Here is a 14,967-nt window from a genome sequence, read left to right on the forward strand (position 1 = left end):
CAATGAGTCAGTTATTCAGTCATATAGACAACACGTGATGGACACATTGCACAAACGGTGCCAACATGCGAAAGCTAGCTCTGCCTAGCATCCTTTCAAAAAATCATTTCTAAATTAAGTCAAAAAGACCTTTTTTTTGTGTCACAAAGACTCTACCATGTATAAAAATACAAACAGTATGAGCCCTTTATGCAAGATATCTCAGCATCCACTCTCATGGAAATGACCATTGGTTTAGCCAGCGGTGTGAACGATCAAGACCGTTTCAATCGCCTAATCGATGCCATTCGTAAAACAATCACGTGTGATTGTGTCGCGCTTTTAAGCCTTCAAGGTGACACGCTAGTACCTATCGCGATGCAAGGGCTCAGTCGAGATACATTCGGCCGTCGCTTTATCATTTCGGAACACCCACGTTTTGATGAAATCTGCGCATCACGTTCTCCTGTTCGTTTTGACTCTGACAGCTCACTGCCTGATCCTTTCGATGGCTTGCTGATCGACCATGATGGTGATTTGCCAATGCATGCTTGTATGGGGTTACCTTTGCTTTTTGGTGACAAGCTGTTAGGTGTTCTGACACTAGACAGCCTGAAACCCGATGTATTCGCAAATATCCCCGCCCGTAATCTAGAAGTACTCGCGGCCATTGCAGCTTCTACGATGCAAATGGCGATGACTTTCTCGCAACTTGAGCATCAAGCAAAGCAATCTAAACAGTTATTAGAAGAGTTAAATGTAGAAGCGTGGGAACGCGACGGCGGCGAACTAATTGGTAAAAGCGATACTATGATGGCGCTTAAAAACGACATTGCAGTGGTTGCCCCTTCTGAATTTAATATCTTGATTCACGGTGATACTGGTGTGGGTAAAGAATTAGTGGCTCGTACACTGCACCATCAATCACAGCGTAAACGTAAGCCCTTAGTTTATGTAAACTGTGCTGCAATTCCTGAGAACTTAGTAGAGAGTGAACTGTTTGGTCACGTACGTGGCGCCTTTACCGGTGCAGACAAAAACCGTCTAGGTAAATTTGCATTAGCCGATGGTGGCACACTGTTTCTTGATGAAATCGGTGAACTCCCGTTAGCTGCACAAAGCAAGCTACTGCGTGCGCTACAAAACAATGAAATACAGCCAGTTGGTCAAGACAATATTCAAACCATTGATGTGCGCGTATTGGCGGCAACCAACCGTGATTTGAAAAAAGAAGTCGAGGATGGCAGATTCCGTGCCGATTTGTACCACAGACTCAGTGTTTACCCTATCGCAGTACCAGCACTTAAAGAACGCGGTGACGACATCAGTTTGTTAGCGGGTTTCTTCCTAGAGCAGGCACGTCGTAAGCTTGGTATTAACCAAGTTAAATTTCGATCTGATGTGCTTGTTTTCCTGAACCGTTACGGTTGGCCAGGTAACGTACGTGAACTTGAACACGTGATCAGTCGCTCAGCACTTAAAGCACTCGCGCGTAGCACCAACAAGAACTTGGTAACAATTACTAAAGAAGATTGCGGCCCACTCGACCAAGATCAGCCAATAGCGACCACACAAGTAAAAAACACGCCGTTATCGACGCCAACGATTGACCTTTCTTCAGGTTTACGTGGGGCGACGGATGATTTCCAACGCAGCATTATTACTGAAGTATTGGAAGATGCTAATTTTAACTGGGCACAAGCAGGGCGAATTTTAAAAACAGATAGAGCAAACCTAACCCGACTATCCAAACGTTTAGGGTTAAATGTGGCTAAGTCTCACACGATCGAACGGACAAAATAGATATTAGCGGTTTGTTGCGAGCATCTGACAAAACTTGTGTATATAATGCTGCAAATTGTAACGCTAATTTTAAATATGTAGAGAGAGTTATGAAGTTTATTCGTTGGTTTTTAGGTCGTGTCATCTTGCTATTGAATTTTGTTTTCAGCCCACGTGGTGTGAAACGTTCTCAAGATGAGCAAAGCAAAGTGAATGAGCAAGCAAAAACGCACACGTTATACCAATTCGAAGCGTGCCCATTTTGTGTAAAAGTACGCCGCGCGATGAAACGTCAATCGGTTCAGTTTGAACTTCGTGATGCAAAAAACAACGAGCAGCACCGTTCAGAGCTTGAAGCTGGTGGCGGTCGTGTGAAAGTGCCTTGTCTACGTATTGAAAAAGACGGTAAAACTGAGTGGATGTACGAGTCTTCAGATATCGTTACTTACTTAGAGAAGCAGTTCGCTTAAGCAATCACGCTTAATGAAGTCAGATACAAAAAATCCCTCTACAGAGAGGGATTTTTTATGTCTGTGCTTTCAGCTAATCTCGTGAACCATTCGCTAAAAGGCTTTTTGCTTTTGCTTTTGCTTTTGCTTTTGCTTTTGCTTTTGCTTTTGCTTTTTAAGCTAAATCTTCTAACGACTATTTAGCAACAATCAACATGAGTTCTACGCGACGATTACACGCTTTACCTTGTGCAGAAGCATTGTTACAAGCCGGAACGTATTCACCAAAACCGCGAGTATAAATAGAGCGACTTGAAACGTAATGACTTTCCAATCGAGCTTTCACTTCTTTTGCGCGCTGCTCTGATAAAGGGTCATTAACACGTTCACTACCAGTGTTGTCTGTGTGTCCTTCAATCACAACATCGATATCTTGGCGCTGAGAAAGGTAACTGCCTAGAGTATCCAACCACTGATTGTAAACTGGCTCAGGGAATGCGGAACCTGTTTTGAAGTTCACATGTTGCTCAAGTTTTACCATCACATGATTGCCAGGTAATACCTCAAAATCGATACGGTTTTGTCTTAGAAAAACTTCTAGTGGGTCATTGGTCGAAACCCCGCGCCCGTAATTAGTTGTAATAGTGGTTTGTTGATGAGAGTTGTTTTGAATTGCGTAACCTCGATTACTCGCTACATGTGTTGTTTGAACCACACCCCATTCAGGGTGCATTAGATCGTAGTCCGTTTGTGGCGCAGTTTCTAGCATATCGTCACCTAACATACCCATTGGTAACGTCGTTTCACACCCAGCCAAAGCTATGCTTAACATTATCGCTAAATATCTCATTACTTCACCAACCACTCATGCAGATAAACCATTCACTAATGTCTATATCGGCACCTAGAGAAAAACTTTAGACAAAATGAAAGTACGTAATAAAAAAGTGCTTTTGATCACAGTTAACCGTCAACTAGCCTGCCATCACCCGGTTGTTCGAACTGTTTGCATTTATTTACCTTATAATTGTTTTCCAATTCCTACTAAATAGTTAGAATCTCACGACTTCTCAACGCTCGAGCAAACATTATGTTTAAACCATTTACTAAATTCATCACAGCAATCGCTGCAGTACTTATCATTGCGGGTTGCAGTGAAACAGACGAACCACAAAAAGGCGTTCAGTACGAAGCTCTTCCAACTGCTCTAACTGAATTTAATCTGTCTCCGATCACTGAAATCTTCTCTCTTAACTGTGGTCACTGCCGTCAAATGGAAAGTGCAATTCCAGAAATTGAGTCTCTAACCGATCAAACTATTGGCAAGATGCACGTAACGTTTAATGAAAGTGCTCAAATCAGCGCGATGATCTACTACACCGCGGTAATGCAGCTTGACGCAACACCTGATCACGCCTTCATGGACGACCTATTTGGTGCCGTTCAAATGGGTGCAGACGCAACGCCAGAACAACGCCAACAAGCTCTAGAAACAGCGTTTACTTCTCGCGGTTTGGTAAGCCCATACCAATTGAATAAAGAACAACAAGTTGCTCTTTTTGATTATGTTAAAAAGGCAGAAGAAATCTCAGTAAAAGGTCAAATCAATTCAGTACCAACGTTTATCATCAATGGTAAATACCAGGTACTGACAGCTGGTCATCAAGACGTTGCTGGCATTGCAAAAACGATTAACTACCTTTTGACTCAACCATAATCACGACCTTAGTCGATTGATTAGCGAACTCAGCATTAACTATAAATAGGTTTTACTATGTCTAAATTTATCATCCCGGTCATTGTCTTTCTTTTGGCGGGTTTCATGATTTATCGTACTTGGATGAATCATAAGTCTGGTGACGAAAACTTCGAGCAAGGCCAACAGTTCCTTGTTGATAACGGCACTAAAGAAGGTGTAATTACAACTAAAAGTGGTCTTCAATACCTTGTTCTTGAAGAAGGCACTGGCACTGAGCACCCAACAAAGAACAGCAAAGTAACCGTTCATTACCACGGTACACTTATCGACGGCACTGTTTTCGATAGCTCTGTTGAGCGTGGCGAGCCAATCTCATTTGCTCTTAAACAAGTGATTAAAGGCTGGCAAGAAGGGTTAACTTACATGGTTGAAGGTCAAAAAGTTCGCTTGTTTATCCCAAGCACATTGGCTTACGGAAAAGGCGGTTCAGGCCCTATTCCACCATCATCAGCTCTGATTTTTGATGTTGAGTTAATCGCTATTCAATAACCGAATTGCTCTCAAGCAACCAAGTTCATCAATTTAAGCCCCAACATGCGAACCATGTTAGGGCTTTTTTATATGTGAACGCTTGAGTGGTTGAATCCTATTTAACCACGACAAGATTATACCTTCAAAAGCTAACCTCTTCAGAAATGACACCCCAGAGAATAGAAAGAGCAAATAACACAATCGAAATCCAACGACTAGACGACTGGTCTAATTTAACTTATAGTAACGCCCATGAACGATAAAACGAATGACACACGCCTGCATGTTTTAGATGTTGGCTACCAATTAATAGTGAATAACGGCTTTACAGGCGTTGGCCTATCGCAATTGCTTAAAGAAGCGGACGTGCCGAAAGGGTCGTTTTACCACTACTTTAAATCGAAAGAGCAATTTGGCGAGGCTCTTATCCAACACTATTTTGAGACTTACATCAGCAGAGTTGAAACTATTTTGGTTCATGGTGAAGGCAACCATTACCAGAGAATTATCAGTTATTTCACTCGATGGTCACAGATTGAAAACGGTACCTGTAACGCTCATAAATGCTTAGTCGTTAAACTCAGCGCTGAGGTTTCTGATCTTTCTGATCCTATGCGCCAAGCCTTACTAAAAGGGGCTGAAAAAGTGACCTCTACGATACAACACTGTGTTGCTGGTGGTATTGAAGATGGCTCCATTAAGGTTAAAGACAGCCAAGAAACCGCTCAAAATCTATATTCTATGTGGTTGGGTGCAAGCTTATTGAGCAAACTAAGCCAGAATTCACACAGCTTAGAATCAGCTTTAAACCTAACCCAACAGATTTTAAAAGGTAAAAACTAACCACGTACTGTGTTTAGTCCTTACTAACGACAGATTACCCGCCCTTTTATCAATTTGATGACGGCGGGCTTTTTAGACAATAAGACTAGACGACTGGTCTAATTCTAGATGAATACATTAAAATTAAGGACATCCAATGACTCAACAAGACAACCGCCGCATCGTATTGGCTTCTCGCCCAGTTGGCGCACCCACTCAAGATAACTTTCGATTAGAAACCGTAGCCGCACCAGCGATTCAAGATGGTGAAATGTTACTTCGCTCAGTTTATCTTTCTCTTGACCCTTACATGCGCGGTCGAATGAGCGATGCTAAATCTTACGCTGATCCAGTTGCGATTGACGAAGTGATGGTTGGTGCAACCGTGTGTCAGGTTGAAGAATCAAACAACAGTGATTTTGAAATCGGCGAATGGGTACTGGCTTACACAGGTTGGCAAGATCTTGGTGTGTCTAACGGTGAAGGCCTCATCAAACTAGGCAAAGAACCAACGCACCCTTCTTATGCACTTGGCATTATGGGTATGCCTGGCTTTACGGCTTATATGGGTTTGCTTGATATCGGCCAACCTAAACAAGGCGACACTCTAGTCGTTGCGGCGGCAACAGGTGCAGTAGGCGCAACCGTTGGACAAATCGGCAAACTAAAAGGCTGTCGTGTTATCGGCGTTGCTGGTGGTCAAGATAAGTGTCAGTACGCGAAAGACGTGCTTGGCTTTGATGACTGTATCGACCACAAAGCTGACGACTTCGCGGAGCAACTGGCTAAAGCATGTGACAACGGCATCGACGTTTATTTTGAAAACGTTGGCGGCAAGGTTTTCGATGCCGTAATGCCATTGCTTAACACCGGCGCTCGCATTCCTGTTTGTGGCCTTATTTCACAATACAACGCAACATCACTGCCTGAAGGCCCAGATCGCATGTCTAGCCTTATGGGTACGCTGCTGGTTAAGCGTATTAAGATGCAAGGCTTCATTATCTTTGATGACTACGCGCACCGTTATAACGAGTTTGCTGTTCAAATGACAGAATGGTTGTCTCAAGGCAATATGCACTATCGTGAGCACCTAATTGAAGGTCTAGACGAGGCACCACAAGCATTCATGGGTCTATTAGAAGGCCAAAACTTCGGTAAGCTTGTTATCAAAACTAACGAAGCTAAATAACTCAATCAGCTGAAACAGTAAAATAGGCAGAATAATGATTACTTTACATCACCTAAACAAATCACGCTCAAAGCGTATCATCTGGTTATTGGAAGAGCTTGGTGTTGATTACCAAATCAAACCATACCAACGAGACAGTGTCACGTTTTTAGCACCGCCAGAATTGAAGTCTGTTCACCCGTTGGGTAAATCTCCTGTCATTGAAGACGATGGCATCGTGATCACTGAATCTGGCGCTATCACTGAATACCTAATCGATAAATATGGTCAAGGCAAGTTTGCACCTGTGCGCGGAACAGCAGACTACGTAGAATATTCACAGTGGCTACATTTTGCTGAGAGTTCAGGTATTTTGCCGATGCTGCTTAAAATCTTTGTGATGAAAGACGGTTGCGAGACTAATTTCCTTGGCGGCTACGCTGACGATGAAAACCAAAAGATCTTAACTTACGTGAATAATGCACTTGAAGGTAAAACCTACTTAGTTGCAGACACACTTACAGGTGCTGATTTCATGATGTCGTTCATCGTAGAAATCGTTGGTAACTTTGGTGCAACTGCGCTTTACCCTAACATTGCTAAATACGGTAAGCTTTTGGCTGACCACCCAGCTTACCAAAAAGCAGAGCAAGTAGAGCTAGAACACTCGAACTGATCGAGTTTCACTCAAGCTCGGACGCGCTTAGGATAAGCACAAGCAACTAAATGAAGCCAAAGCCGATTTATCTTTCGCTTTGGCTTCTCATTTGCCTTCATTTCGACAACAATATCGAACTCTAACTGAACAGCCATAGAGTTTGATTTTCATGTCAGCAAACCTTGATCAATACACACCACTGCTTCCCTTAAACCAAACTGCGACTCAAGACTTGTCGATACCGACTCGGTTTACGTTTCCGTATTACTATACCTCGCACCCTACGTGTGAATTAGCTATACTGCAGCTTCAACAGTCGTTCATCGACTGTGGTGTAAACGAAACCTCGCAAGGTAATCTCTACGCTGTTCTTCTTGTTCAGAATCCAACCACACAAGAATTAGGTTACTTGTCTGCGTTTTCAGGCCTGCGGTTAGATCCATCATTAGCCTCTCAGTTAGAAAATATCAGTTTTGTCCCATCAGCATTCGACTCAGAAAAGTTTCCATCTCAAAACCATGTAAACCTTGCTCACCAATCGCAACTAGCGGATGACATTGAAAAGTTACAACAGTCGCATAATCTAGACGTATTAGTGGCTGAACTTGAACAGTTAAAAGTCGAATCAGCGCAAGCTATAGAAGCCTTTCAGTTAACAATGGTCGCGAACAAAGCTCAGCGTAACGAACTCAGAGAGCAAGCCAATCAAGAAAAGGCATTGGGAAATCTAGAATCGGCAGCAAACCTACTCAAGCAATTAGGTAACCAAAGCAGTCAAGAAAAGCGAGACTTAAAAGCACTTCGCATCGAATGGAAGCAAAAGGTTGCAGAACGCCAATCACAAGTTGATTCGATAGAAAGCGAACTGAAAAACCGTAAACAAGAGTACCAAGCAATCTCAGCTGAATTGGAAGCGCAGCGTTTGTCTCACTATCGCTTTATCAACCAAGCTCTCGAATCAAAAAGCCTACTTGAATTGTTAAATGGCAAAGACGCACTTGAAGGCTCTGGCGACTGTTGCCTACCTAAACTGCTTAATTTTGCTTTTGAACACGGGTTTAAGCCATTAGCATTGTCTGAGTTTTGGTGGGGGTTACCTCCGATGGCTGTTATCCGCCAACACGGAAACCTATACCCTGTTTGCCAAAGTAAAAGCTTCGAGATCCTCGATCACCAACTGAATGGCATCGAATTAGAAGATAACCCGCTTATCGTGAACCCTGCGGTAGGTAAGTCGTTTGATATTGTTTATGAAGATGAAGAAATCGTAGTAGTAAATAAGCCTGAAGAGTTCTTGTCGGTTCCCGGTAAGTTTATCGAAGACTCGGTTTATACACGCATTAAAGCGCGTTACCCGAATGCGACAGGGCCTTTGATCATCCATAGATTAGACATGTCGACGTCAGGCTTGTTGATCTTAGCGCTCACGGCGGAGTCAAACAAGCACATTCAGAAGCAATTCATTGATAGAACCGTCGAGAAACGATATACAGCTCTGTTAGATGGTGAAATCGACGGCAAATCTGGCGATATTAGCCTGCCCTTGCGCGGCGACATAACAGACAGACCAAGACAATTGGTTTGCCATGAACATGGACGTAACGCTGAAACTCATTGGGAAGCGGTCAGCACCAACAATGGTAAAACCAAGGTTCATCTGTATCCGAAAACAGGCCGAACCCATCAGCTACGCGTGCATTGCGCTCACCCGTCGGGCCTTGGTGTACCAATCCGAGGTGATGATCTCTATGGTTACAAACGTGAGCGCTTACACCTTCATGCGGGCTACCTAAAACTGATTCACCCTACAACTGGCGAGTGGATCGAGTTTGAAGTGCCGTCAGAGTTTTAATCCAATCTTTAGCGTGGGGCTTTCGAGCCCTACGCTTCTCAAATGTCCTGTAAATAAGCTTTCAACCCTAGGTCGAAAGACCAAGACATTAGTACCAGAAATCTAAGACTAAAAAGCTTGAACACAATAAAGTGACCATCGCGGGAATACCGTCCTTCCAAGTATCAAAGCGTAAGTGGAAATAAAGCGCCCCTATCGAAGTAGCCCCCAATATTGCACCACCCATCAATTGAGTATGTTCTGGTGAGATGTCACATAGGGCTAAAATCAAAAGAGCTGCTCCTGTCAATTCGACTAACCCCACGAGAAACATGATCATTCTATTCAAGCCATAGCTTCTAAAGAAACCAAGCTGAATTTCAAAGACCTTCCTTTGCCAACCAAGCGTCTTGATTGAGCTCGCCAACACAAAGAACATCACCATCAAAATACTTATTACTGTACTCATTCCGTCTACCTCTATAAGAATCATTAATTTCAACGATGTTATTTAATCATTCATAATTAAGGTGATAAATGCTAGTTTCATGATAGTAAAGATTCCAAATTGGAATAGATAAACACAAGGTGAGTAAGATGGATAAAATTGAGTGTATTCGTATCTTCGTGGAAACTGCGCAGCTGAACAGCTTTACTGCTACTGCCAATAAACTCGACATGACACAAAGTGCCGTCAGTAAAAAGATTGCGTGGTTAGAAAATGATTTGGCAATGACGTTGTTTCAGCGAAACAGTCGCAAAATATCCCTAACCCATGCAGGCAAAGACTACCTCACTTATTGTGTCCGCTTCCTAGAAGAAATGTCTGCAATAGAAAGTCAGCTCAAGCGAGAAACCGAGTCTGTAGAAGGTGAATTGAAAATATCCGCGCCCAGCGCCTTTTCATCAATGTTACTTAGCGAGCTGCTCCAAGCGTTCATTGAGCAACATCCGGGTATCCGCATTAACCTTAGCGTCGACGACCGTATAATTAACCTCAATGAACATAATATTGATGTTGCGATTCGAGCGTCACAGCTCAAAGATTCCGGTTTAAAGGCTCGATTCCTATTCAATAACAACGTTCAATATTTCGCATCACCAAACTACCTCCACAAGCACGGAATACCGAAACACCCACAAGAACTTAATAAACACCATTGTCTAACTTATTCACTAATGAGCCCCGCTAACGAGTGGCGCTTTACGGATAAAAACCGCCAATTCAGCAGTGTGAAAGTGAATCAAATCTTCACATCAGATAGCCCAGAAATGTTACTTAAAATGGCTAGACAAGGTTTAGGTGTGGTTGCTTTACCGGATTGGATGGGCAAAGAATTTGTAGAGAATGGGGAATTAACGCAGTTATTAGAACAATGGAGCAACAACTACTTACCCATGTACGCGGTGTATCATGCGAGTGAATATTTGCCCCAACGAATTCGAGTTTTTATCGATTTTCTTGCGGAGCATCTAAGCTCTACGAACGATTAGCCCATCACATCGGTGCGTTGTTCTACACATTCGTATGAGCCCATTTCGAACTCACGACAGATCCAAGGTCGATTCTCGTAAATAGTACACATCAGTGTTTCTCTATCTACTGCAGAACACCAGCCATCGTCTAATCTCAGCATGGTTTCTCCACCCCACTCGTCATAAGCAATATGCTCTTCAGGAACGCCTGTATCTGTGATGATCATAACCTCTAGACGACAACAGCATGCCTGGCAGTTGGCACATGTTACTTCAGGTTCGGTTACGTTCTTTATCTCTATGGTCATAAGTGATTACACTGCTAAATTTTGCGTATAGTAATCGAAACCGCCCGCTACGGCTAATAAAGAAAGCAGGTGACGGCGTTTTCATGGATCTAGAAATAACAATGGGCGCTGTGATTCACTCACAACACCCATTAGATTATTTTTTCGATCGGTAAATACTCTATTTAGAATAGGCTCGCGAAAAACAACTTAACGTAGTCCATTAGACGTTTGAATATCCCACCTTGTTCAACAGCCTCTAGCGCAATCAATGGCTGAGTTTGAACATCTTCACCATCTACCGTGTAATGAACCACACCTAGTGTTTGACCTTCTGTAATCGGCGCCTTCAACTCAGAATCAAGTTCAATCGATGCTGTTAGCTTTTTACTGTCTGACTTTGGAAGCGTAATAAACGTGTCTTCTGCAACACCCAGCTTCAATGTATCTTTGGCACCAAACCATACCTTCTCTTCAGCGACTTCATCTCCACCTTGATGTGGGTTTAGCGTGTCAAAGAAACGAAAGCCATAGCTTAATAACTGTTTACTGTCTGACTCACGGCTCTTAACGCTTGATGCACCCATAACAACCGCGATAAGTCTCATCTCTCCTTGTGTCGCTGAACTCGCTAAACTGTAGCCAGCGCCAGAGGTATAGCCCGTTTTCATGCCATCAACCGTCAAGCTTCTATCACGCAGTAAGCCATTACGGTTGTGTTGTGTGATGCCGTTGTAACTAAACGAACGTTCGCTGTATAAGCCATACACATCCGGTAAGTCACGAATAATGGCACGGCCTAGTAGTGCAATATCGTAAGGCGTCGAATACAAATCGTCAGCGTCTAAACCGTGTGCGTTCGCAAAATGGGTGTTTTCTAGTTTCAGAGACGTAGCCCAAGAGTTCATCAAATCAACAAAAGCATCTTGTGAGCCCGCGACGTGTTCTGCAATCGCAACACTCGCGTCGTTACCTGATTGAATAATCAAGCCACGGTAAAGGTCCATCATTGCTACATCGGTATTCACTTCGATGAACATTTTTGAAGAATCAGGGAAGTTCTTCGCCCACGCGTTCTCGCTGATTCGTACCTGATCGTCAGCCGAGATATTGCCTCGCTTCATCTCTTGCCCAGCCACATAGCTGGTCATCAGTTTGGTCAAGCTTGCTGGGTTTAGCTTAGTGTGGGCGTTTTTTTCTACCAGCACATCACCAGAATTAAAATCAATTAACACATACCCTTTTGCGCCTAGGCTCGGTGGGCTTGGTACTATAGAGGGTGCTGCGATAGCTGCATTACTTACCATCGCTGCGTTACTTACAATGAATATACTTAATAGAGGGAGAGAGTATTTGGAAAACAGTTTCATTGAATCAAACCTAAGTTAACGTTTTGTGCAGTATAGACAAATGCTAGCAAAAGAAGCGCGAACTTTACGTTGCTTTACGTATTTGTACCGTTCGTTACAAATAAAAAAGTATAATCTGCGATCTGACCATTTTTTCAACAAGTAATATTGACCAGTTCAATGATTTCACCGCTCAGGCATACGTCTAAATAGCATCTCAACAAAACCCGCAATGCGCTGTTTGCTTTCATTTGGCTCTAAGTCAGCTTGAATACCAGACTGTGCTAACGCCTGCCATTGTACGATTTCAGAGTTAGGAACAAAAAAGGCAATATATAACGACCCTTTCTCTGCTAATTTCCCATCTCCATCATAAAACGGCACCCCCGTTGAAAGCTTAATAGCATCAAAAATCGAGTCATCATTAAGTACTGATTCTTCAGCTAATCCAAAGCCGACGACGACGTCACCAACACCATCTTGCTTCAACTGATAACCTTTCGTTGAAAGTTGTTGTTGAATCACATCGCGTACTAGATCAGTAACAACCGTCTTATCGTATTTTTGAGAAAGGTAAACCTTCTCAGATTCAGGATGCCACGAATATGTAACGACTCCATGCTTCATGAAATCAAAGTCACCACTAGTGACCACACCATAGTTGTGCGTTGTTGCTAATTCTTGTGTAGTACATGCAGCTAACCCCATCGCTAACAAAGCCAACAATGCTATTTTCAATATGTTTTTTGTTGCATAAATGGATCGTTTTATCATTCGTGGCTTCCTTACCTATATAAGAATAACTATCAATTCAACTTCCAACATAATTAGTAATTATGTTAATAGAAAGGTCATTAAACGTTTGCGTAATCGCTAACCTTCACTTCTGCCAATTTTGGGGGTTTAATCACAAAAACAGACTTGGTATAGTCTACCCCGTAAAACATAACCAGACCATTCGAGGCACGGAGCTTCCTCAATCATCTCATGAAGAGAAGAATTGGTACCGACAAAGTATCGGCAAATTTAAGAGGGTCAAACAATGGAATTCAATATGGTTGAAATTTTAGGTTACGCTGCGTCTATTATGGTCGCAATTTCATTAACAATGAAAGACATCGTTCGTCTGCGTGTCCTTAACTTTATTGGCTGTACTCTCTTTACAGCATACGGCGTTATGATTGACGCATGGCCAGTGGTCGCGACCAACGGTTTCATCGCTTGTGTAAACATCTACTTCCTTGCAAAAATGCAAAAGGAAAAAAAAACGGAAGCGATGAAAGCAGCGAAAGCTTAAATTAGCGATTAGCATTTCAAATATTTCTGAAAAAGCCCAAATAGAGCGTTCTATTTGGGCTTTTTTGTGTCTGTCGTTCTCAAGAGCATGATTTCCAATTTTCCAGCGTTTGAAGACATCGATTATTTCAACTGATCACATGTAAGCAACGCGATATTCGTTCTTTCGATACGTCTGGGTGTTGTTACGTCCCCTCTCTTTTGCTTGATAAAGCGCTTTGTCAGCTTTATCGATAGCCGTTTCAATATCAGTTAGCGCTCGAGCGTGACAACAGCCAGCACTGATTGTCACAGGTGATACCAAACCCTGCAGTTGCTCAACACTTCGTCTTAGTGCCTCAGACAATTCGAATAACTCACGCTCATCACAATCAAACGTCACCAAAATAAACTCTTCACCGCCATAGCGTGCAATCAAGCGACGACGATTAACAAATCTCTTGAGTGATTTTGCGACCTCACAGATAACCCTATCGCCTTGAGTATGACCGTATTGATCGTTCACCCGCTTGAAATGGTCAATATCAAGCAAAATGACACCGACATTTATTAGCGGATAAGGCGAACTTTGAGCAACGTTCAGTTTTAAGTGCTCGATAAAACTCCGCCGACTAGGAAGACCAGTAAGGTAATCGAGGCTCGCAACATCTAAGATTTTAAGATGACGATGCCGCAGGTAAAGCACCAACACGACAATAATACTCAGCAAACTCACAACCAAAGCCATCAAACTAATGAATAGTAGGCTGTGATTTCGATTGAGCTCTTGCTCTAAGATACCTGCGGAAATAACCCAATTCAGATAGGGGTAAAACTTATAGAAGACGTTTTTGTTGGTCGTGCCATTATCACTGGAAACCGTGTAGCTAAAGTGACCTTCTGGCTGAGTTGCGATTCGATCAATAAGCAGTTCGGACGAGTAGCCTATTAAGGCTTTCAATGACTTGTGTTCATAATCAGGATGAAGTACTAAGTTACCCTGAAGATCAATAATGTACACATATCCGCTATCACCGAATGCGTACTTTCTCAGCTTATCTTTTAAGCCTTCAAGATCAACCAAATACATCAATTCTTCTTTATAGGTCGTCGCGACCAAAGTATTGCCACTCGATAGCCTCATCGAATAGGCCACTTTTGCACGCCGGCTTATCTCATGAGGATTCGCGTGAAAGTATTCGATCATACCGGAGTCGATACTGAGCTGCTTTTGGATATGAGTAAGATGCCCGCGCTTCTTGCCTTGCAAGAAAGGATGGTAGAGGTGAACGCCTTGCGGTGACATCAAATAGATATAACCTGATTGTCCAATGTGGAGTTCACTGGCGATCTGGCTTACCTGTTCGATTTCTTGTTCCGATGTGGCATGCCATACATGGGACGCAACGGTATCGGTAATTCCTTTGAGATATGTCTTTATCGCCTCATTAACAGTTGTGTCGACAATATCGTAACTCGCATTCACAATTGTTCGAAAAAATAGCTGGTTGGATTCCAACAATGACCTTTCAGTTCGGTTAAATTGAAAGGCTGAAAGAATCATCGACACAATGGCGATCGCAATGGAAAAACTAAGAATGTATTTACGTCTGACTTTCAAGATTACCCCATAGATTTATAATTTTAGGTAACGCTGTGAC

16 protein-coding genes are annotated in these 14,967 nt (G+C 42.8%); 10 read left to right on the forward strand and 6 right to left on the reverse strand.

Annotated elements, in window-relative coordinates; translation table 11 throughout:
* Positions 1–189: 189 nt before the first annotated feature.
* Together norR and OCV36_RS21130 are read left to right on the forward strand one after the other, a co-directional pair.
* A complete protein-coding gene (norR, locus tag OCV36_RS21125; protein ID WP_135455163.1) occupies positions 190–1,782 on the forward strand; it encodes a nitric oxide reductase transcriptional regulator NorR in 1,593 nt (530 codons plus the stop codon).
* A gap of 89 nt (positions 1,783–1,871) precedes the next feature.
* A complete protein-coding gene (locus OCV36_RS21130; protein WP_029225193.1) occupies positions 1,872–2,231 on the forward strand; it encodes a glutaredoxin family protein in 360 nt (119 codons plus the stop codon).
* 175 nt (positions 2,232–2,406) lie between these two features.
* Here OCV36_RS21130 and OCV36_RS21135 read toward each other — a convergent pair whose 3' ends face one another.
* The gene (locus OCV36_RS21135; protein WP_135455367.1) at positions 2,407–3,042 is read right to left on the reverse strand and encodes an OmpA family protein; all 636 of its coding nucleotides are present in this window, start codon (positions 3,040–3,042) and stop codon (positions 2,407–2,409) included.
* A gap of 258 nt (positions 3,043–3,300) precedes the next feature.
* Between OCV36_RS21135 and OCV36_RS21140 the strand changes: the two genes are divergently transcribed.
* The 6 genes from OCV36_RS21140 to OCV36_RS21165 all read left to right on the forward strand — a co-directional run bounded on the left by OCV36_RS21140 (position 3,301) and on the right by OCV36_RS21165 (position 8,940).
* A complete protein-coding gene (locus tag OCV36_RS21140) occupies positions 3,301–3,927 on the forward strand; it encodes a thioredoxin domain-containing protein (protein ID WP_065206232.1) in 627 nt (208 codons plus the stop codon).
* A gap of 57 nt (positions 3,928–3,984) precedes the next feature.
* The gene (locus tag OCV36_RS21145; RefSeq protein WP_135455165.1) at positions 3,985–4,458 is read left to right on the forward strand and encodes an FKBP-type peptidyl-prolyl cis-trans isomerase; all 474 of its coding nucleotides are present in this window, start codon (positions 3,985–3,987) and stop codon (positions 4,456–4,458) included.
* 234 nt (positions 4,459–4,692) lie between these two features.
* Entirely contained in the window at positions 4,693–5,283 is a 591-nt protein-coding gene (locus tag OCV36_RS21150) for a TetR/AcrR family transcriptional regulator (RefSeq protein ID WP_065206233.1), read from the forward strand.
* 136 nt (positions 5,284–5,419) lie between these two features.
* Positions 5,420–6,451, forward strand: a complete 1,032-nt coding sequence (locus OCV36_RS21155; protein ID WP_135455167.1) for an NADP-dependent oxidoreductase — start codon at positions 5,420–5,422, stop codon at positions 6,449–6,451.
* A gap of 34 nt (positions 6,452–6,485) precedes the next feature.
* Positions 6,486–7,106, forward strand: a complete 621-nt coding sequence (locus tag OCV36_RS21160; RefSeq protein ID WP_135455169.1) for a glutathione S-transferase family protein — start codon at positions 6,486–6,488, stop codon at positions 7,104–7,106.
* Between the two features lie 151 nt (positions 7,107–7,257).
* Positions 7,258–8,940: an RluA family pseudouridine synthase gene (locus tag OCV36_RS21165; RefSeq protein ID WP_135455170.1), complete on the forward strand. Its 1,683-nt coding sequence runs from the start codon at positions 7,258–7,260 to the stop codon at positions 8,938–8,940.
* An 88-nt stretch (positions 8,941–9,028) separates the two neighbouring features.
* On the opposite strand, the gene OCV36_RS21170 is transcribed toward OCV36_RS21165, so the two are convergent.
* Entirely contained in the window at positions 9,029–9,412 is a 384-nt protein-coding gene (locus OCV36_RS21170) for a DoxX family protein (RefSeq protein WP_135455172.1), read from the reverse strand.
* Positions 9,413–9,516: 104 nt separating this feature from the next.
* On the opposite strand from OCV36_RS21170, the gene OCV36_RS21175 reads away from it, so the two are divergent.
* Positions 9,517–10,413 (forward strand): LysR family transcriptional regulator, encoded by an 897-nt coding sequence (locus tag OCV36_RS21175; RefSeq protein WP_135455174.1) that lies wholly within the window; start codon positions 9,517–9,519, stop codon positions 10,411–10,413.
* On the opposite strand, the gene OCV36_RS21180 is transcribed toward OCV36_RS21175, so the two are convergent.
* From OCV36_RS21180 to OCV36_RS21190, 3 genes are all read right to left on the reverse strand, one after another.
* Positions 10,410–10,703 (reverse strand): YkgJ family cysteine cluster protein, encoded by a 294-nt coding sequence (locus OCV36_RS21180; RefSeq protein ID WP_017076090.1) that lies wholly within the window; start codon positions 10,701–10,703, stop codon positions 10,410–10,412. The two genes, OCV36_RS21175 and OCV36_RS21180, sit on opposite strands and share 4 nt — an antisense overlap.
* Positions 10,704–10,867: 164 nt before the next feature.
* Positions 10,868–12,052, reverse strand: coding sequence for a D-alanyl-D-alanine carboxypeptidase family protein (locus OCV36_RS21185; RefSeq protein ID WP_017076091.1), 1,185 nt, complete (start codon positions 12,050–12,052; stop codon positions 10,868–10,870).
* Between the two features lie 165 nt (positions 12,053–12,217).
* Complete coding sequence (locus OCV36_RS21190) at positions 12,218–12,805, reverse strand: DUF4136 domain-containing protein (protein WP_135455176.1); 588 nt, start codon at positions 12,803–12,805, stop codon at positions 12,218–12,220.
* A gap of 268 nt (positions 12,806–13,073) precedes the next feature.
* On the opposite strand from OCV36_RS21190, the gene OCV36_RS21195 reads away from it, so the two are divergent.
* Positions 13,074–13,328, forward strand: a complete 255-nt coding sequence (locus OCV36_RS21195) for a YgjV family protein (protein WP_010430226.1) — start codon at positions 13,074–13,076, stop codon at positions 13,326–13,328.
* Between the two features lie 135 nt (positions 13,329–13,463).
* Here OCV36_RS21195 and OCV36_RS21200 read toward each other — a convergent pair whose 3' ends face one another.
* Positions 13,464–14,927: a sensor domain-containing diguanylate cyclase gene (locus OCV36_RS21200; protein ID WP_135455178.1), complete on the reverse strand. Its 1,464-nt coding sequence runs from the start codon at positions 14,925–14,927 to the stop codon at positions 13,464–13,466.
* Between the last annotated feature and the right edge of the window lie 40 nt (positions 14,928–14,967).

Origin of the sequence: Vibrio echinoideorum, assembly GCF_024347455.1 — a bacterium.
Classification (GTDB): Bacteria; Pseudomonadota; Gammaproteobacteria; order Enterobacterales; family Vibrionaceae; genus Vibrio; species Vibrio echinoideorum.